The organism is Leisingera sp. ANG-M7 (assembly GCF_000813965.1).
Lineage (GTDB): Bacteria > Pseudomonadota > Alphaproteobacteria > Rhodobacterales > Rhodobacteraceae > Leisingera.
In genome coordinates, this window is the sequence record NZ_JWLI01000011.1 from 39,398 (window position 1) to 56,991 (window position 17,594).

The following is a 17,594-nucleotide window of genomic DNA, read 5'->3' on the forward strand; positions in this document are numbered from 1 at the left end:
CGTGCGATTTTCGCACAGAACTCTTCCGAGGATTTCCAATGGATAGCCAAACCGCTGAACGAAGCGCGCAGCTGCCGCAGCTGGCAGAGCCGCGCAACCCGGGCATGGAGCTGGACCTGGACTGGGTCGCTGCCGTGCAGGCCAACACATCGGCCATCGAACGCCGCTGCGCCACCTTGCCGGGCCGCCGCAGCGTCAAGAAGGACCACCAGGCCGCCTGGCTGCTGAAGGCGATCAGCCTGATTGACCTCACGACCCTGTCCGGTGACGACACCGAGGGCCGCGTGCGCCGCCTGTGTGCCAAGGCGCGCCAGCCCGTCAGTGCCGGCCTGTTGCGCAGGCTGGGCATGGAAGGCCTCACCACTGGTGCAGTCTGTGTCTATCACGACATGATCCCGACCGCCGTAAAGGCGCTGGAGGGCACCAGCATTCCAGTTGCCGCCGTCTCCACCGGCTTTCCGGCTGGCCTGTCGCCGTTCCACCTGCGGGTGGCAGAGATCGAGGAGAGCGTCAAAGACGGGGCTGAGGAGATCGACATCGTGATCACCCGCCGCCATGTGCTGCAGGGCAACTGGCAGGCGTTGTATGACGAGATGAAAGCCTTCCGCCTGGCCTGCGGCGATGCCCATGTGAAGGCAATCCTGGCAACCGGCGAGCTGGGCTCCCTGCGCAACGTGGCGCGCGCCTCGCTGGTTTGCATGATGGCCGGCGCAGATTTCATCAAGACCTCCACCGGCAAGGAAAGCGTCAACGCCACCCTGCCCGTCTCGCTGGTGATGATCCGGGCGATCCGCGACTATTACGACCGCACCGGCTACCGCGTCGGCTACAAGCCCGCGGGCGGGATTTCCAAGGCCAAGGACGCGCTGGTCTACCTTGCGCTGATGAAGGATGAGCTGGGCGACCGCTGGCTGCAGCCCGATCTGTTCCGCTTTGGCGCCTCCTCGCTGCTGAACGACATTGAGCGCCAGCTGGAACACCATGTCACCGGGGCATACTCCGCCGGCTACCGCCACGCGATGGGCTGAGGGCTGAACACATGACCATCAAAGAGATCTTCGACACTATGGAATACGGTCCTGCCCCCGAAAGCGCTGCCGAGGCACTGGCCTGGCTGGTTGATCAGGGCAGCCGGTTCGGCCATTTCATCAACGGTGAATTCACCAGCCCGGGCGAAGGGTTCGACAGCAAGAATCCGGCCACCGGCGAGGTACTGGCCAGCCTGACCCAGGCCAAGCAAGCGGATGTGGACGCAGCTGTTGAAGCTGCCCGCAAGGCGCAGGGCGGCTGGGCCGGTCTTGGCGGCGCGGGCCGCGCCAAATACCTCTATGCCATCGCCCGCCTGCTGCAGAAGCACGCGCGCCTGATTGCCGTGCTTGAAACGCTGGACAACGGCAAACCGATCCGCGAGAGCCGCGACATCGATATCCCGCTGGCGCAGCGTCATTTCTACTACCACGCTGGCATGGCCCAGCTGATGGACAGCGAATTGCCGGACGCCGAGGCCCTGGGCGTCTGCGGCCAGATCATTCCCTGGAACTTCCCGCTGCTGATGCTGGCCTGGAAGATCGCACCAGCCATTGCCATGGGCAACACCGTGGTGCTGAAGCCTGCGGAATACACTTCGCTCACCGCACTGCTGTTCGCTGACATCTGCCGCCAGGCGGGCCTGCCCAAGGGTGTCGTCAACATCGTGACCGGCGACGGTGCCGTAGGCGAGATGATCACTGGCGCCAAAGTCGACAAGATCGCCTTTACCGGCTCCACTTCCGTTGGCCGCAGGATCCGCGAAGCCACCGCAGGCAGCGGCAAAGCGCTGACGCTGGAGCTGGGCGGCAAATCCCCCTACATCGTCTTTGACGACGCTGACATCGACTCCGCGATCGAAGGTCTGGTGGACGCCATCTGGTTCAACCAGGGCCAAGTCTGCTGCGCGGGCTCCCGCCTGCTGGTCCAGGAAGGCATCGCGGAGCGTTTCCACGCCAAGCTCAAGGCCCGCATGGACGGCCTGCGCGTTGGAAACCCCCTCGACAAATGCATCGACGTTGGCGCCGTGGTGGACCCGGTTCAGCTGGATACCATCAGCAGCATGGTTGCAGCCAACACCGCAGGCAGCATGCACCAAGCACAGGTCGAGATGCCCGAAGGCGGCTGCTTCTACCCGCCGACCCTGATCGAAGGGCTGTCGCCCGCAGATCCGCTGATGCAAGAGGAAATCTTTGGCCCCGTTCTGGTCTCCTGCACCTTCCGCACCCCGGCGGAAGCGGTGGAGCTGGCCAACAACACCCGTTACGGCCTCGCAGCAACCGTCTGGACCGAGAACGTGAACCTGGCGCTCGACATGGCACCGAAGCTGACGGCCGGCGTGGTCTGGATCAACGGCACCAACATATTCGACGCCGCAGCCGGTTTCGGCGGCGTGCGTGAAAGCGGTTTCGGACGCGAAGGCGGCTGGGAGGGTTTGTCTGCGTATACCCGCCCGAAATCCAAGGCCAAGCAACTGGCCAAGGTTGAGGCGTTTGCCGGCAATGGCGCCCCAATGGACCCGCTGGACCGCACCTCCAAGCTGTATGTTGGCGGCAAGCAGGCGCGCCCGGATGGCGGCTACAGCCAGGCCATCCACAGCAAGTCCGGCGCGCTGCTGGGCCACGTTGGCCTTGCCAACCGCAAGGACGTGCGCAACGCGGTTGAAGCCGCCGCAGGCGCCGGCAAATGGTCCAAAACCACCGGCCACCTGCGGGCGCAGATCCTTTACTACATTGGAGAGAACCTCTCCGCCCGTGCGGACGAGTTCGCGGCCCGCATCGACGCCATGACCGGGAAGAAGGGCGGCGCGGCAGAGGTCGAAGCCTCGATCCAGCGCCTGTTCTCCGCTGCGGCCTGGGCCGACAAATACGACGGGCAGGTGCATGGCGTGCCAATCCGCGGCGTAGCATTGGCGATGAAAGAGCCGGTTGGCGTGATCGGCGCGCTCTGCGCTGATGAGGCGCCGCTGCTGGGCTTGGTCTCGGTGATGGCGCCGGCCATTGCTATGGGCAATCGGGTGGTGCTGGCGGCCTCTGAGCCCTTCCCGCTGGCGGCAACCGATTTCTATCAGGTGCTGGACACCTCAGACGTGCCCGGCGGCGTGGTCAACATCCTGACCGGCAGCCATGCAGAAATGGCAAAACCGCTGGCCTCGCATCTGAACGTGGACGCGGTCTGGAGCTTCTCCTCGACCGATCTGTCTGCGGCAATCGAAGCGGCCTCGGCAGGCAACTTGAAGCGCACCTGGGTCAACAATGGCGCTGCAACCGACTGGATGCAGGACCACACCAAGCGCTTCCTGCAGGAAGCCACAGAGGTGAAGAACATCTGGGTGCCCTACGGCGAGTAATCCTGCCGGTTTTAAGAACGAACCAAACGCCGCTCCCTCTGGGGCGGCGTTATTCTTTCTGACCGGCCCCTCGCCCCCGCTTTCAAAGCCGCGGCTTGCGTCACGTGGCAACCGCCCGTGCGCAGCACGGGCCACGCCCAAGGCCAAGGGCAGCCCGGCACAGCCGGGGAGCCAGCGGGCGCGGGAGCACTCCACCGCCAGATGACACCCGCGCAATAGAAAACGCCCGCTCCTTTCGGAACGGGCGCAGAAATCCGGTTAAGCGCGGATTAGCGGCGGATGCCCAGGCGTTTGATCAGGTCCTGGTAACGGGCCTCATCCTTGCCTTTGGTGTAGTCCAGCAGCTTGCGGCGCTGAGCAACCATTTTCAGGAGGCCACGGCGGCCGTGGTTGTCCTTCTTGTGGGTTTTGAAGTGCTCAGTCAGGGTGTTGATGCGCGAGGTCAGGATTGCAACCTGGACTTCCGGGGAACCGGTATCGCCTTCTTTGGTTGCGAATTCTTTCATCAGGCGCGCTTTTTCTTCCGCAGTGATCGACATCGGGGTCTCCTTCATAGGTTAGAGTGGATGGCACAGGCCGGGATGTCGTCCAGCACAGGCCCATGGAGCTATCTGCCGCAGAGTCGCGGCAGATGCGGGCGTATAAGATGATTCCGGCGCAAAGGCAAAGGTTATGTGCAGGTGCCTCCGCCAGGATCCCCGTGCCTATAGAGGGAGCATTCCTGCCGCTGCAGCCGAAGCCTTGTCCATCAGCACCAGGTCGCCGGCCGTCAGCCCATCGGCACCGGACACACGCAGGGCCGGCTCGCCATCCACCAGGACCAGCTGTTCCCCCTCGACATCGGGGTTTTGCTGCACTTCCACGGATGGTTCGGCACCGCCGTCAAAATCCCAGACCAGCACCAGCTGATCCTCGGCAGCATCGTAGTCCATCAGCTGGACAGCTTCCGCCGTGCCGGTCCAGCTGCCTGCGGTGAACTTATCCGCGCCTGCACCTCCGGTCAGGACATCCGCGGCCCCGGCAATCAGCGTATCGTCACCGTCGCCGCCGTTTACAAAATCCTGTTCAATGCCATCCCCGGCACCGGACACCACATCATCGCCCGTGCCGCCGAACAGCGCATCCTGACCAGCACCGCCAGTCAGGCTGTCATCGCCGTCATTGCCGTGCAGTGAATCCGCACCGCTTCCGCCCTCCAGCCAGTCGCCGTCCTGACCACCGTGAAGCACATCATCTCCGCCGCCGCCAACTAAGCTGTCTGTTCCGAAATGGCCGTAGAGGCTGTCAGCCCCGTCGCCGCCTTCCAGAACATCGGCGCCATCCTCACCGTGCAGAAGGTCGTCTCCACCGCCGCCAAACAGGCTGTCATTGCCGCCATCGCCATGCAGGACATCGCGGCCGTCTCCGCCGTCCAGCCAGTCATCGCCGCCGTAGCCGCCGATCTGGTCGTCGCCGCCGCCGCCGCTGATGCTGTCTGATGCGCTGCTGCCTGCCAGCACATCACCGTCCTCAGTGCCTGTTACAGTTTCACCGTCAGCCGGTTCCTCACTGCCAGGCTCGATATACCCGCCGTCCAGGCCATCCTCCTCGGCGGCTGCAGTGTCTTCGTCATCTGCGCCGTCGACATTGGCCAGAACCGCGCCGCCCATTGCTACCAGTCCCAACATGCTTGCCAGCCACAACATTGGCGCTCAACTCCTGGAGGATTTACTCATACGCGAGCACACTCACACAGGGCGCCGCAAATTGCAAAACAAAACAGGAACGCCGGTTAATTCGGGTCAGTGGCCTGCGATGCCCGCCCACAGTTCCGGCTGCTGGCGGTAGGGAATATACAAGGGATGCTTGGGATGGCCTGCCTTGCTGAGGCCAAGATGATGCAGCGGCTTCCCTGTTGAGCGGAGCGCCTCTTCGACCAGCGCGCCCTGTCCGCGGTGTGCGCCATGTGTGCCCCAGGCGCAGATGACTGTATCGGCCCAATCCATGCCTTCAAGAACGGCCGCCATGTTATCCGGCCCTTCCGGCGCATCCAGCCTGCGCATCTCCCGCGGGTCAGTGACGCGGCAGGCAAAGATGTTGGTGGCGCGGAATCCGCCGAATCCCAGTGCCCGGGCACGGCGCTCGCAGCGTTCAATGGTTGGGTCGTTCTGCACCTCGGTTGCAGTCGAAGGGTTCAGCATCACGAACATCACCCGCAGGCCAGCAGGTTCCCAGATCCGGGTCAGGCTGTAGCGGTACCTTTCGCAATCGGAATACACGGCGGTCGAGGGCGCATCGCCCTTGGTATGGCTGCGGGTGATCATGGCAGCGGTTTTAGAACGTCGAAGGTTGCATTCCAAGCCGTTAACCCTCACCCTGCAGCTGAGCCGCGGGCATATTTTGACCGCGATGGTTTTGATCAATTTTAATAACCTGAGCGATATGGAACTTTTTTTCTTTCTGGCACTGGCTGGCTCCGCAATCGCGGTTGGTTTCGATAATGCGGACGGTTCCGGAGAAGAATCCTCTGAGCGGTCTGAACCGGAACCTCCAATAGACCCCGAAACGCCGGTTGAGCCTGATCCGCTGCCCCAAAACATCAGCTTGTCCGGCACCGCTGGGACAAACGACATCCTGGACGGTGCCGATGGAAACGATACGCTGACAGGCAACGCCGGCGACCTGGATCTGCTGGCAGGCGGCGGCGGCGATGATGAGCTGCATCTGGGTGCCGGCAATACGGCCACCGGCGGCCAAGGCGCGGACCGTTTCGTTCTGGACGATGCGGGCAGCCGTGAAACGGTGATCGAGGATTTTGAACTGGGTACCGACCAGCTGGCACTGACGCCGTATTCCTCCGGTTACGTTGAACTGATAGAGACCGAGGACGGCAGCGGCCTGCGCTTTATCGACACTCTCAACAACCAAACGATCCTGACCCTGCCCGGCGTTTCGCTTGCAGAGGGAGAGGTCTTGGAAGTGGATTTTCTGAACGGAAATGGAGACATTGAACGGACAGAACGTTTTGAAAACCCTGGCTTCAGCGCCCCCTTTGCCCTGGATGCGATCCGCGGCACTTCGGGCAGTGACACACTGGACGGCACCGCAGGCGATGATGTGATCTTTGGCGAAGGCGGAGTCGACACCCTTACTGGAGGTGAAGGTGACGACACGCTCTACAGCGGCAGTGGCTCGGTCCACTATGAAGGGTCGTACAATCACTACCCCGGTGACCTGACCCGTGTGGGTGACGACGGTGATGTGCTCGACGGTGGATCTGGAGATGACCGCCTGTGGATCGGTCCCGGGACAACGGCCACCGGCGGCGCAGGTGCGGACACCTTCCAAGCCTTTGCAAATGTGTACGAGGCTGGAACTCCGGCGGCGGAAATCACCGATTTCGACCCGTCAGAGGATCAGCTGCGGATCGACATCCCGGTCGTTGCCGGCTTCGGGTCCATTCCCAGCTACAGCTTCGAAGATGCAATTGCTGGGCTGAGCGTCAGCTACGACGCAGATCAGGACAGCACTCTGATCGCCATGGACGGTATTGCCATCGCAACTTTGCCCGGGGATCAGTCAGGGGTCAGTATCGCCTTCCACGACGACTACTCCACCAGCGAGGACCGTTGGCGCGATGCGGCTGGCAATCAGATCAGTGCCGAAGAGGGCGCGCAGGCCAGTATCCTCCTGACCGCACAAGAGTATTACTCTGTATTCGGAGACAACGGCTCAGCCAGCCCAGCCTAGGCAAGACCGCAGAATACCACCAAGGATATAAGGTCAGCATTTCTGTCCAAATGTTTCGCGCGCGAAACATCCGGTCAACGCTGCTGACCCAAAAAGTTACGTTCTGTTAACCGGCGCTGCTGTCCTGATTGAAGACCCGGCTGGGATGCAGAGTGCCGGATTTGTAGACGCCGACCGCAACCGCATGGCCGTCGAGCGACGCCCAGGCCTCATCGCCGTATTCAACCTCATCATTGGGCATCACCATGCCCGGGTTGCCGTTACGCAGCCGCACCGCCCCTTCGGGGGTGCATTTGACTTCCGGCAGATCAGCCAGCCCTTCCTCCAGCGGACGAAGGTACTGGTCCAGTTCCGTGGTCCGGGCCAGGCGGTCGATTTCCTCCAGCGAAATCCCGTCCTCAGCCGCATCAAACGGGCCGGACCAGATCCGGCGCAGTTCCTTGACATGGCCATGACAGCCCAGCGCCGCGCCCAGATCACGGGCGATAGAGCGGACATAACCACCCTTGCCGCAGGTCATTTCCAGCACCACGTGATCAGCATCGGGGCGATCCAGCATGATCAGTTCCTCGACCCAGAGCGGGCGGGCCTCAATCTGCACATCCTCACCATCACGGGCGAGCTTGTAGGCGCGCTGGCCATCGATCTTCACCGCAGAGAACTTGGGCGGCACCTGCATGATCTCGCCCAGGAAAGGCAGCAGCGCCTCCTTGATCTGCTCATCGCTGGGACGTTCGGCGTTTTCGGCAATCACCTCACCCTCGGCATCGTCAGTGTTGGTTGCCTGCCCCAGACGCACGGTGAAAGTATAGGCCTTCAGCGCGTCGGTGATGTAGGGAACGGTTTTGGTCGCCTCGCCCAGTGCCACCGCCAGAACGCCGGTTGCCTCCGGGTCCAGGGTGCCCGCATGGCCGGCCTTCTTGGCCTCCAGCGCCCAGCGCACCTTGTTCACAACCGCTGTCGAGGTCAGCCCCGCGGGCTTGTCCACCACCAGCCAGCCGGAAATATCGCGCCCTTTGCGTTTGCGTGCCATGCATCGTCCCCATGTGTACGTGAGGCGCGCCGGTTACCGGATCGCCGGGACAGTGTCAATTTAGCAAAGGCACGGCAGGCAGGAAAGCGGCGCGGGACTGCTTGCCCTTGCCAGGATCCCGCAGTAGGCAATCCCCCATGGCCGTATCAAGCGAATACACCCCCCCGCAGGATCCGCTGGAGATCCTGCACCACGACGCAGAACTGCTGGCTGTGAACAAGCCTGCAGGTTTGTTGTCAGTCCCGGGCCGCGGCGAGCATCTGGCCGATTGCCTGATCAGCCGCATCCAGGCGGTGTTTCCAGAGGCGCTTCTGGTGCACCGGCTGGACCGGGATACCTCCGGTGTGATGGTGTTTGGCCTGACCCCGCATGCGCAGCGGCACCTGTCGATGCAGTTTGAAAAGCGCACCGCGAAAAAAGCATATGTGGCGCGGGTAGCTGGCCGGCTGGAACCGCGCAGCGGCACCGTGGACCTGCCGCTGATCGTCGACTGGCCGAACCGGCCCAAACAAATGGTCTGCCACGAGACCGGCAAGCCTGCTGTCACCGACTGGCGGGTGATGAAGTATGAGGACGATGCCACTCGGGTGCGGCTGACCCCCAAGACCGGGCGTTCGCATCAGTTGCGGGTGCATATGCTGTCGCTGGGCCACCCGATACTGGGCGATCCGCTCTATGCCACTGGTGCCGCGCTGGAGCATCCGCGCCTGATGCTGCACTCAGAGGAGCTGCGGATCAAGCACCCTGACAGCGGCGAGTCGCTGAAGTTCCGGGTAAAACCCCAGTTTTAGAGCCTATCATGGCGCCTCCATCACCATCAGGAACATCGTATCCGCGTGCTGCGCCTCGTAGGTATGCGGATGATCTCCTGGGTATGTGAAATAGTCCCCCGGCTGCAAAAGCTCCTCCTGCCCCTCAGGCCCGGCCCGCATCTGACCGGAACAGACCAGCATATGCTCCACCGTTCCGCGCGGATGCGGCTGGGCGCGGCGGATCTCTCCGGGCTGCATGACCACCCGGTAGACATCCCGTCGCACGCTCGGCGGGCTGCGAGACAGCAGCACGGCGGCGAAGTCCGACTGCTCCGATGCCAGCACCTCGCCCTCATCCGCACGGATCAGCCGGGTGGCAGGCGCCTCGGTTTCAAACAGCAGGCTCAACGGAACATCCAATGCGGCGGCCAAGGCCCAAAGCGTCTCTACGCTGGGATTTCCGTTGCCTGCCTCCAGCTGGGACAGCGTCGATTTGGCGATGCCGGCGTCGGCAGCCAGGGCAGAAAGCGACTTTCCCGCGCGGCTGCGCTCGCGCTGGATGGCCGCGGCTATCATCTTGTGGGGTGCTGACGTGTTCACTATTTCGTCCACTTGTTCGACTTGACGAACGAACCGTTCGTTCGGTATAGAAGCCTCGCGAACGGTTTAAATGAACGCTTCGCCTGTTTCCAGAGGAGCTTGTCAATGGCCATTCAAGACTTGAATGTTCTACCCGCCGCCCGCAGCCAGCTGCTGGCGGGATTGCGGGACATCGTGCCGCTGGCGGTAGGTGTAGCCGTCTACGGGGTGGCCTTCGGGCTGTTGGCTGCCCAGGCACAGATGAGCGGCCTGCAGACAGGGGTGATGGGGACCATCGTCTTTGCCGGCTCCTCACAGATCATAGCGGTCGAACGTCTGGTGGCAGGTGCCGGAGCCGGTACTGCGCTGCTGGCGGGCCTCGCGCTGAACCTGCGGCTGTTGCTGATCACTGCGTCCTTGCGGGACGAGCTGGCGGGGCGCCCCTGGTGGCAGATCCTCTTGGGGGTGCATCTGGCCACAGATGAGAACTGGGCGCTGATGCACGCGACGCGCGGCCGCGGCCGCCCCGCGGGCTACTGGTATCTGGTAGGCGGTGGTTTGGGCCTGGTAACGGTCTGGGTGCTGGCCACGTTGGCGGGGGCAGGTTTCGCCTCGGCAGTGCCCGAGCCGCGCGCCTTGGGCATGGACTTTGCGTTCACCGCCGCCTTCATTGCCATCCTGCGTTCATTGTGGAGCGGCATGGCGATGCTGCTGCCCTGGGCCGGATCTGTTGCTGTTGTGCTGATGGCCGGGGTGCTAACGCCGCTGGATCCCACATGGACGCTGATCCTGGGCGGGCTGGGCGGAGCCACGATTGCCGGAGTGCTGGGAAATGACTGAGACTTGGACCCTGATCCTAGGCCTCTCTGCCGCCACCTTCACAGTGCGGCTGTCAGGCTACCTGCTGGGCCGAAGGCTGCCGGATCACGGTCCCTGGGCCCGAGGGCTGCAGGCGTTGCCGGGCTGCCTGATCCTGTCACTGGTCACCTATCTGCTGATGCAGGGCGGGCCGCAGGAATGGACCGCAGGCGCGGCCGCTTTGGCAGTGGCACTGATCACCCGCAGCCTGCCGCTGACGATGGGCGCTGGTATCGCCGCGATCTGCTTGCTTAGAGCCTATTTCTGACCAGAACTCTCAGCACCCATTGAGGGTCAAGCACCGCTCAGCAGTCCCCTGCCCGCGCGCAGCACGGGCCGCGCCCAAGCCAGAATGCGGTCCGGCGCAGCCGGGCGGCCTGAAGGCGCGGGAGCACCGCCCCGTCGCGCACGATGGCGCAAAAAGAAAGCCGCCCCGGAAGGCGGCTCTCCATTGCCTCGAACGTAAAAGGCTTACTCGGCAGCCCAGCCGCCGACGGCTTTCACTTCCAGGAAGTCCTCAATGCCCCATTTGCCGCCTTCTCGGCCCTTGCCGGACTGTTTCATGCCGCCGAAGGGCGAGCCGGCCGAGCGGGACTTGCCGTTCATCTCCACCATACCGGAACGCAACGCGCGGGCCATGCGGTTGGCACGGGCGCCGTCCTGGGTCTGCACATAGTTGGTCAGGCCATAGGGCGTGTCATTGGCGATCTCGATCGCCTCTTCCTCTGTCTCGAAGGGAATGATCGACAGCACCGGGCCAAAGATTTCCTCGCGCGCGATGGTCATCTGGTTGTTCACATCGGCAAAGACGGTTGGTTTAACGTAAAAGCCCTTGTTCAGGCCATCCGGGCGGCCGGTGCCGCCGGCCACCAGCTTGGCACCTTCGTCGATACCCTTCTGGATCAGGTCCTGAATCTTGTTCCACTGCAGTTCATTGACCACCGGGCCGATGTGGCGTCCCTGCTGATCTGCCGGGCCGACCTCGACCTTGGCGGCCACTTCCGCCGCTTCGGCAACCACGCGGTCATAGATGCTGTTCTGAACCAGCATCCGGCTGGGCGCGTTGCAGCTCTGGCCGGTGTTCTGCATCATGTGCAGCACGCCGCGCTTCACGGCCTTTTCATCGGCATCTTCAAAGATCACGTTGGCGCCTTTGCCGCCCAGCTCCAGGTCCACCTTCTTCAGCGTCGGTGCCGCGGCCTGGGTAATGGCGACGCCTGCGCGAGTGGAGCCGGTGAAGGAGATCATGTCCACGTCCGGATGAGTGGTCAGCTGTGAGCCGACGCCCGGGCCGTCGCCGTTCACCAGGTTGAAGACGCCCGCCGGGAAGCCGGCCTCGTGCATCAGCTCGGCAAAAATCATTGCGTTGAGCGGGCTTTGCTCTGACGGCTTCAGCACCATGGTGCAGCCGGCCACAGCCGCGGCGCCGACCTTGAGCGTCACCTGGTTCATCGGCCAGTTCCAGGGCGTGATCAGGGCGCAGACACCGACTGCCTCGTGAATAATGCGGTCGTTGGGGCTGCGCTCATTCAGCGGTGCGTCAAAGGGAAACTCCTTGGCCGCGGTGATGAAGTTGCGCAGATGCCAGCTGCCCGCGCCCACTTGCGAGGTGCGCGACATATCGATCGGCGCGCCCATTTCCAGAGACATCGCCTGAGCGAGATCTTCTGCACGGGCCTCGTAGACGTCGATCAGCTTCTCGACCAGCGCGATGCGCTCTTCCACCGGGGTACCCATCCAGCCCGGCAACGCCGCCTTGGCCGCGGCAACGGCGGCGTTGGTGTCGGCCTCAGACCCCAGCGAAATCACTGCGCAGGGCTCTTCGGTCGAGGGATTGATTACCTCGAAGTCGTTGGCGGCAGAGGGGGCGACCCATTGGCCGTTGATGTAAAAGTCGCGTTTCTCGATCATCTGGGAACTCCCAATTCAGAGGTGTTTCTGGTCCCGGCATGCCGGTTTGGCCGCCACTCTGTCACTGCACTTTGGAGGGGGCAAGGGGATTTGCGCATAATTTGATCAAATTTTTACATGCGCTGCCAATGCCCATTTGCGCCAGCGGCCTGCACCGGAAAGAGGTGATATTTTACGGTTTCCTTGCTCGGCTGCTTTATCATTGCGTTAGAGTACTTGGGTAGCAGACAAGACGACTCAATACTTAACTGACAAGGAGATACCGCCATGGGTTTGCGCATTAACGACACGGTCCCGGATTTTACCGCGGAAACGGATCAGGGCACCATTACCTTCCATGACTGGATCGGCGACAGCTGGGCGATTCTGTTCTCTCACCCCAAAGATTTCACCCCTGTCTGCACCACCGAGTTTTCGGCAGTTGCGCAGTTGGGCGATGAATGGGCCAAGCGCAACACCAAGGTGATCGGCGTTTCGGTGGATGGTGTCGAGGACCACAAGAAGTGGAAGAAAGACATCGAGGAATACGGCAAGGCCGCCCCCGGTTTCCCGATCATTGCCGATGACGGTCTGGCGGTATCCAAGGCGTTCGATATGCTGCCAGCCGAAGCCTATCTGCCTGATGGCCGCACCCCGGCTGACAGCGCCACCGTGCGCTCAGTGTTCATCATCGGCCCGGACAAACAGCTAAAACTTTCAATGACCTACCCGATGACAGTTGGCCGCAACTTTGCTGAAATCCTGCGGGCACTGGACGGGCTGCAGATGTCGATCGGCAAGGGTGTTGCCACCCCTGCAAACTGGGTCCCCGGCGAAGACGTGATCATCCCGCCCACCGTGTCAAACGAGGACGCCAAGGCTAAGTTCGGCGAGTTCGAGACCATCTTCCCCTACTTGCGCAAGGTGAAGGCACCGGACTAAAACCGCAATTAGATCAAAGGCTGCATCCCCTAGGATGCAGCCGATTCTTCAAGAATACCTTCAGGATCCGCAAAACCTGGTGCTCGCTTGCGCCGCACTTCTGTTGCCTCGGCCGCGATTACTTTTCCGAATTCACCGCCCAGCCGTTTGGCAAACTCAATCGTCGTGTCCGAGGCTTCCTCGTTCAGCCAGACAGGCGACTTCTTGAGAAATGCAAATCCAAACCGCTCATGCAGAAGCACCGGCAGAACATAGCTTGATCCCTGTCCGGCAACCGCTGTCAGAACAAAAGATGCCAAGTCCTCGGCAGAGGAGTTTTCTGACAGCAAGCGGCGCCTGAGTTTGGAGAGCTGAGGCGCTTCCGGAATAATGATGTCCTGAGCAACTTTTCGCATTTCCTCCTGCGACAGACCAGAAAGGACTTTATCCAGGTCAAAGATGCCCGTTGTCATCCCATGTGTGAAACCATTTGAGATCACCCATTTGCTCAGGCCGATTTCGCCGCGGCGCACTGTAACCTTCTTGCTGTTGGTCAGTGGAAACTTACGCCAGAACTTGCGGAACTGCGGGTCATTGGCCAGCCGGGAAGAAAACATCAACGCATAAGAACAATAGTGGAAATTCTTGTGCGTCGTCCGGTAATTCCAGTTGATATCCCTGAAGTCGGCAGCATCCACTCTTGAATGCCCGTAGTTTGAGGCGGCACCGACAAAATCCAGGTCCATCGATTCAGCCTGCATCAGCCAATCCTTGGACCCGGGAAGCGGGAACCAGGATGAATCATTCACAAGCACCAGCCTGTCAATCGTTTCAAGCCGTTTCAGCGCCGTCAGGATGCCGTCCCGGTATCCACCGAAATCATAACCGAAATTTTCCCGTTCGATACACAGCCAGCTTAGTTCGCTAAGCCGCTCACGATCAGCGGATTGCAAGGGAATGTTTGACACAACCAGAGGCGCATAACCGCTTTCATTCAAGTAGTTCAAAGCCGCCAGATGGGATTCCAGAAGACCATTACCAGGAAAAATCAGATAAACTGCAACGCGGCCGTTAGATGCCACTTGTCCCTCGGTGAACTTGGAACGATGGGCAAGGAGGCAGTCAAAATAGCGGGCACCGAACAGGTAACTGGCAATTCTGCTCGGAAGCGGGCGCAGCTGTTTGAACGGGCGTGACAGCTCCCGCTTAACTTTCCACAACGGCAAGCGCAGAATCTTCTTAATGTCCTTGGGCGAGCGGTAATCCCTGTGCGGCCGGCGCACCCCCTCCAGAAAGCCCAGATGTTTGGCACGTTTGCGGCTGGAAATCAGATTGTGCGGCAACAGAAGCTGCCCGAAGGCCTGCATCAGCAGCTTCGGTTTCGAAAATGGAATCTCGTGCTTTCCAAAGGCGTACACTTTGGAGCGTCCCAGGTGATACGCCTTGAACCGGGTGATCGCGTCATCCCGGCCAGACGAGTGTCCCGACTGATGAACAACCAACGCACCGGGAACGAAAATAAGACGGCCGCCATCTGCCCGCACCTGCAGCGACCAGTCGTCGTCTTCGTGGTACATGAAAATGGCGGGATCAAAGCGCACTGTCTCAAAATAGGCACGCCTGACAAAGATCGCGGCCCCCGAAACTACCGGAACCTCGCACTCCTCTTCCGGCCAGCCCCGCGGCATCCATTCGTTGCGCGGCAGCAGGACTGAGCGGCGCTTGAAATTCGGACTGCCGTCGCTGTTTGCGATCTTGGGTGTAAAGGCCGTCTTCGGCCCGTAACGTTCCGCGGCTTCCAAAAAGGCTTCTATGGACCCCGGCTCAACGGCTGCATCCGGGTTCAAGAAGAGCAGAAATTCGGTAGCGGCCTCCCGCGCACCGAGGTTGCAAGCGCGCCCGAAGCCCAAATTTGTTTCTGGTGACAGAACTTTGACATCCAGACGGCTGTTCAAAGCTTTCAGGGCTTCTGAGTCTTCGCCAGCATTGTCCACGAGAATGACTTTTACGCCATCCGGCAGAGAATTAAGCATTCTTTCAAGAACAGGCGCGCTCTTGTAGCTGACCGAAACAACAGTCACGTCCGAAAGTGTAAAGGAGGAACTCATACGTCTTTCTCAGCTCGCTCGAAGTGGGGCAGCCGCGGCTGCGCAGGCAGAGCACGCAAAGCAGCCATTCCAGGGAAACAGTCTAAAAAATTGCTGCGCACCCCGTTGCACGGGGTGCGCAATACCATTCTCCGATGCCTAAATCAGGCGTCTTCGGCGTTCTTTTTCTCCGGCTGGATTTCCTCGCCGGTTTCCTGATCGACCACTTTCATCGACAGGCGGACCTTGCCGCGATCGTCGAAGCCCAGCAGTTTCACCTTCACTTCCTGACCTTCTTTCAGAACGTCCGACGGATGGTTCAGGCGGCGGTTTTCGATCTGGGAAACGTGCACCAGGCCGTCGCGCTTGCCGAAGAAGTTCACGAAGGCGCCGAAATCGACGATCTTCACGACCTTGCCGGTGTACACCTGGCCTTCTTCAGGCTCTGCCACGATCGAATAGATCATGTCATAGGCCTTCTGAATGGCGTCGCCGTTCGGGCTGGCGATCTTGATCACGCCATCGTCGTTGATGTCGACCTTGGCGCCGGACACTTCAACGATCTCGCGGATCACCTTGCCGCCGGAGCCGATCACTTCGCGGATCTTGTCGGTCGGGATCTGCATAGTTTCAATGCGCGGGGCGTGGACCGAGAACTCGTTGGTCTCGGACAGCGCCTTGGCCATTTCACCCAGGATGTGCATCCGGCCGTCCTTGGCCTGGGCCAGGGCTTTCTCCATGATTTCCGGGGTGATGCCTGCAACCTTGATGTCCATCTGCAGCGAGGTGATGCCGTTTTCGGTGCCCGCTACCTTGAAGTCCATGTCGCCCAGGTGGTCTTCGTCACCCAGAATGTCGGACAGGATCGCATAGGAGCCGTCGTCTTCCAGGATCAGGCCCATCGCCACACCGGCAACCGGTGCCTTCAGCGGCACGCCAGCGTCCATCATCGACAGCGAGCCGCCGCAGACGGAAGCCATCGAGGAGGAGCCGTTGGATTCGGTGATCTCGGAAACCACGCGCACGGTGTAGGGAAAGTCGGTCGGCGCCGGCAGAACCGCCTGCAGCGCACGCCAGGCCAGCTTGCCGTGACCGATTTCGCGGCGGCCAGGGGAGCCGACACGGCCCACTTCGCCGACCGAGTACGGCGGGAAGTTGTAGTGCAGCAGGAAGTTGGATTTAAAGTTGCCGTGCAGCGCGTCGATGAACTGCTCGTCGTCGCCGGTGCCAAGGGTGGTCACAACCAGGCCCTGGGTCTCGCCGCGGGTAAACAGGGCGGAGCCGTGGGTACGCGGCAGCAGGCCGGTTTCCGACACGATGTCGCGGATCTCGTCGGTCTTGCGGCCGTCGATACGCTTGCCGGTCTTGACCACGTCGCCGCGCAGGATGCCTGCTTCGAGCTTTTTCAGCGCGGAGCCGAGGTTGGCATCTTCCAGCTGCTCTTCGGTCAGCTTTTCCTTGATGGTCTCGCGGGCTGCGGCAACAGCAGCGGTGCGCTCCTGCTTGTCGGTGATCGCAAAGGCGGCACGCATCTCGGTCTCACCTGCGGCTTTGACCGCCTCATAGAGGTCAGCGTAATCCGGCGGGGTGAAGTCGAAGGGTTCGTTTGCGGCTTCTTCTGCCAGCGAGATGATCAGGTCGATCACCGGCTGGATCTGCTCGTGGGCGAACTTTACCGCACCCAGCATCTCGGCTTCGGACAGCTCATAGGCTTCCGATTCAACCATCATCACCGCGTCTTTGGTGCCGGCAACAACCAGGTCCAGACGCTGCTCGGGGTTGAGGCGCAGATCCTGCATGTCGTCGACGGTCGGGTTCAGAACGTATTCGCCGTCTTCGAAGCCAACCCGCGCACCCGCGATCGGGCCCATGAAGGGCGCGCCGGATAGGGTCAGCGCAGCGGAGGCCGCGATCATTGCAACGATGTCCGGGTCATTGACCAGATCGTGGCTCAGCACGGTGCACATCACCAGCACTTCGTTCTTGAAGCCGGGGACGAACAGCGGGCGGATCGGACGGTCGATCAGGCGCGCGGTCAGGGTTTCTTTTTCGGTCGGGCGCGCTTCGCGCTTGAAGAAGCCGCCGGGCACCTTGCCCGCAGCATAGTATTTTTCCTGGTAGTGCACGGTCAGCGGAAAGAAGTCCTGGCCGGGCTTCTGCTGACGGGCAAAGGTCACGTTGGCCATGACCGAGGTTTCGCCCAGGGTGGCAATCACAGAGCCATCAGCCTGGCGGGCAACCTTGCCGGTTTCCAGTGTGAGCGTCTCTTCGCCCCACTGCATCGTTTTTTTCGAAACGTTAAACATCTAGCGTATCCTAATTGGGAGCACTCCCGGCCCTCCGGGTCTCCCGTTTGCGTGGCGGCCCCA

General features: G+C 61.5%; 15 protein-coding genes. 7 read left to right on the forward strand and 8 right to left on the reverse strand.

Annotated elements, in window-relative coordinates:
* The first annotated feature begins 38 nt into the window (after nucleotides 1-38).
* The gene (deoC, locus tag RA26_RS13425; RefSeq protein WP_039184312.1) at nucleotides 39-1,028 is read left to right on the forward strand and encodes a deoxyribose-phosphate aldolase; all 990 of its coding nucleotides are present in this window, start codon (nucleotides 39-41) and stop codon (nucleotides 1,026-1,028) included.
* An 11-nt stretch (nucleotides 1,029-1,039) separates the two neighbouring features.
* Nucleotides 1,040-3,376 (forward strand): aldehyde dehydrogenase family protein, encoded by a 2,337-nt coding sequence (locus RA26_RS13430; protein WP_039184313.1) that lies wholly within the window; start codon nucleotides 1,040-1,042, stop codon nucleotides 3,374-3,376.
* Nucleotides 3,377-3,645: 269 nt separating this feature from the next.
* Here RA26_RS13430 and rpsO read toward each other — a convergent pair whose 3' ends face one another.
* The 3 genes from rpsO to RA26_RS13445 form a co-directional block, all read right to left on the reverse strand.
* The gene (rpsO, locus tag RA26_RS13435) at nucleotides 3,646-3,915 is read right to left on the reverse strand and encodes a 30S ribosomal protein S15 (protein ID WP_019295116.1); all 270 of its coding nucleotides are present in this window, start codon (nucleotides 3,913-3,915) and stop codon (nucleotides 3,646-3,648) included.
* Nucleotides 3,916-4,080: 165 nt separating this feature from the next.
* Complete coding sequence (locus RA26_RS13440) at nucleotides 4,081-5,043, reverse strand: calcium-binding protein (protein WP_342586115.1); 963 nt, start codon at nucleotides 5,041-5,043, stop codon at nucleotides 4,081-4,083.
* A gap of 114 nt (nucleotides 5,044-5,157) precedes the next feature.
* On the reverse strand, nucleotides 5,158-5,679 hold the full coding sequence (locus RA26_RS13445; RefSeq protein ID WP_039184315.1) for a DUF1643 domain-containing protein: 522 nt from the start codon (nucleotides 5,677-5,679) through the stop codon (nucleotides 5,158-5,160).
* 118 nt (nucleotides 5,680-5,797) lie between these two features.
* On the opposite strand from RA26_RS13445, the gene RA26_RS13450 reads away from it, so the two are divergent.
* Nucleotides 5,798-7,105, forward strand: coding sequence for a hypothetical protein (locus RA26_RS13450; RefSeq protein ID WP_152612611.1), 1,308 nt, complete (start codon nucleotides 5,798-5,800; stop codon nucleotides 7,103-7,105).
* A 106-nt stretch (nucleotides 7,106-7,211) separates the two neighbouring features.
* Here RA26_RS13450 and truB read toward each other — a convergent pair whose 3' ends face one another.
* Complete coding sequence (truB, locus tag RA26_RS13455; RefSeq protein WP_039184317.1) at nucleotides 7,212-8,138, reverse strand: tRNA pseudouridine(55) synthase TruB; 927 nt, start codon at nucleotides 8,136-8,138, stop codon at nucleotides 7,212-7,214.
* A gap of 137 nt (nucleotides 8,139-8,275) precedes the next feature.
* Here truB and RA26_RS13460 point away from each other — a divergent pair, with 137 nt between their 5' ends.
* Nucleotides 8,276-8,929: an RluA family pseudouridine synthase gene (locus RA26_RS13460; protein WP_039184318.1), complete on the forward strand. Its 654-nt coding sequence runs from the start codon at nucleotides 8,276-8,278 to the stop codon at nucleotides 8,927-8,929.
* Between the two features lie 6 nt (nucleotides 8,930-8,935).
* Here RA26_RS13460 and RA26_RS13465 read toward each other — a convergent pair whose 3' ends face one another.
* On the reverse strand, nucleotides 8,936-9,490 hold the full coding sequence (locus RA26_RS13465) for a helix-turn-helix domain-containing protein (protein WP_241482647.1): 555 nt from the start codon (nucleotides 9,488-9,490) through the stop codon (nucleotides 8,936-8,938).
* Between the two features lie 105 nt (nucleotides 9,491-9,595).
* Between RA26_RS13465 and RA26_RS13470 the strand changes: the two genes are divergently transcribed.
* Nucleotides 9,596-10,309 (forward strand): AzlC family ABC transporter permease, encoded by a 714-nt coding sequence (locus RA26_RS13470; RefSeq protein ID WP_052272430.1) that lies wholly within the window; start codon nucleotides 9,596-9,598, stop codon nucleotides 10,307-10,309.
* Nucleotides 10,302-10,595: an AzlD family protein gene (locus tag RA26_RS13475; protein ID WP_039184321.1), complete on the forward strand. Its 294-nt coding sequence runs from the start codon at nucleotides 10,302-10,304 to the stop codon at nucleotides 10,593-10,595. The genes RA26_RS13470 and RA26_RS13475 overlap by 8 nt, the downstream gene beginning before the upstream one ends.
* A 203-nt stretch (nucleotides 10,596-10,798) precedes the next feature.
* On the opposite strand, the gene RA26_RS13480 is transcribed toward RA26_RS13475, so the two are convergent.
* Nucleotides 10,799-12,238, reverse strand: a complete 1,440-nt coding sequence (locus RA26_RS13480; protein WP_039184324.1) for an aldehyde dehydrogenase family protein — start codon at nucleotides 12,236-12,238, stop codon at nucleotides 10,799-10,801.
* 267 nt (nucleotides 12,239-12,505) lie between these two features.
* On the opposite strand from RA26_RS13480, the gene RA26_RS13485 reads away from it, so the two are divergent.
* Nucleotides 12,506-13,159: a peroxiredoxin gene (locus tag RA26_RS13485; protein WP_039184325.1), complete on the forward strand. Its 654-nt coding sequence runs from the start codon at nucleotides 12,506-12,508 to the stop codon at nucleotides 13,157-13,159.
* 29 nt (nucleotides 13,160-13,188) lie between these two features.
* Here the strand turns inward: RA26_RS13485 and RA26_RS22440 are convergent, their stop codons facing one another.
* A complete protein-coding gene (locus RA26_RS22440; RefSeq protein ID WP_082015833.1) occupies nucleotides 13,189-15,246 on the reverse strand; it encodes a rhamnan synthesis F family protein in 2,058 nt (685 codons plus the stop codon).
* 143 nt (nucleotides 15,247-15,389) lie between these two features.
* Nucleotides 15,390-17,531 carry a polyribonucleotide nucleotidyltransferase gene (gene pnp / locus RA26_RS13495; protein ID WP_039184327.1) on the reverse strand — a complete coding sequence of 714 codons (2,142 nt, stop codon included), beginning with the start codon at nucleotides 17,529-17,531 and terminating at the stop codon, nucleotides 15,390-15,392.
* Nucleotides 17,532-17,594 lie beyond the last annotated feature (63 nt).

What these genes read in the sequence shown, in the direction of transcription:
- RA26_RS13440 (WP_342586115.1), bottom strand. Translation starts at nt 5,043, where the DNA reads ATGTTGGGACTGGTAGCAATGGGCGGCGCGGTTCTGGCCAATGTCGAC.
- RA26_RS13460 (WP_039184318.1), top strand. Translation starts at nt 8,276, where the DNA reads ATGGCCGTATCAAGCGAATACACCCCCCCGCAGGATCCGCTGGAGATC.
- pnp (WP_039184327.1), bottom strand. Translation starts at nt 17,531, where the DNA reads ATGTTTAACGTTTCGAAAAAAACGATGCAGTGGGGCGAAGAGACGCTC.
- RA26_RS13470 (WP_052272430.1), top strand. Translation starts at nt 9,596, where the DNA reads ATGGCCATTCAAGACTTGAATGTTCTACCCGCCGCCCGCAGCCAGCTG.
- RA26_RS13430 (WP_039184313.1), top strand. Translation starts at nt 1,040, where the DNA reads ATGACCATCAAAGAGATCTTCGACACTATGGAATACGGTCCTGCCCCC.
- RA26_RS13445 (WP_039184315.1), bottom strand. Translation starts at nt 5,679, where the DNA reads ATGATCACCCGCAGCCATACCAAGGGCGATGCGCCCTCGACCGCCGTG.
- RA26_RS22440 (WP_082015833.1), bottom strand. Translation starts at nt 15,246, where the DNA reads ATGAGTTCCTCCTTTACACTTTCGGACGTGACTGTTGTTTCGGTCAGC.
- RA26_RS13450 (WP_152612611.1), top strand. Translation starts at nt 5,798, where the DNA reads ATGGAACTTTTTTTCTTTCTGGCACTGGCTGGCTCCGCAATCGCGGTT.
- deoC (WP_039184312.1), top strand. Translation starts at nt 39, where the DNA reads ATGGATAGCCAAACCGCTGAACGAAGCGCGCAGCTGCCGCAGCTGGCA.
- RA26_RS13480 (WP_039184324.1), bottom strand. Translation starts at nt 12,238, where the DNA reads ATGATCGAGAAACGCGACTTTTACATCAACGGCCAATGGGTCGCCCCC.
- RA26_RS13485 (WP_039184325.1), top strand. Translation starts at nt 12,506, where the DNA reads ATGGGTTTGCGCATTAACGACACGGTCCCGGATTTTACCGCGGAAACG.
- truB (WP_039184317.1), bottom strand. Translation starts at nt 8,138, where the DNA reads ATGGCACGCAAACGCAAAGGGCGCGATATTTCCGGCTGGCTGGTGGTG.
- rpsO (WP_019295116.1), bottom strand. Translation starts at nt 3,915, where the DNA reads ATGTCGATCACTGCGGAAGAAAAAGCGCGCCTGATGAAAGAATTCGCA.
- RA26_RS13475 (WP_039184321.1), top strand. Translation starts at nt 10,302, where the DNA reads ATGACTGAGACTTGGACCCTGATCCTAGGCCTCTCTGCCGCCACCTTC.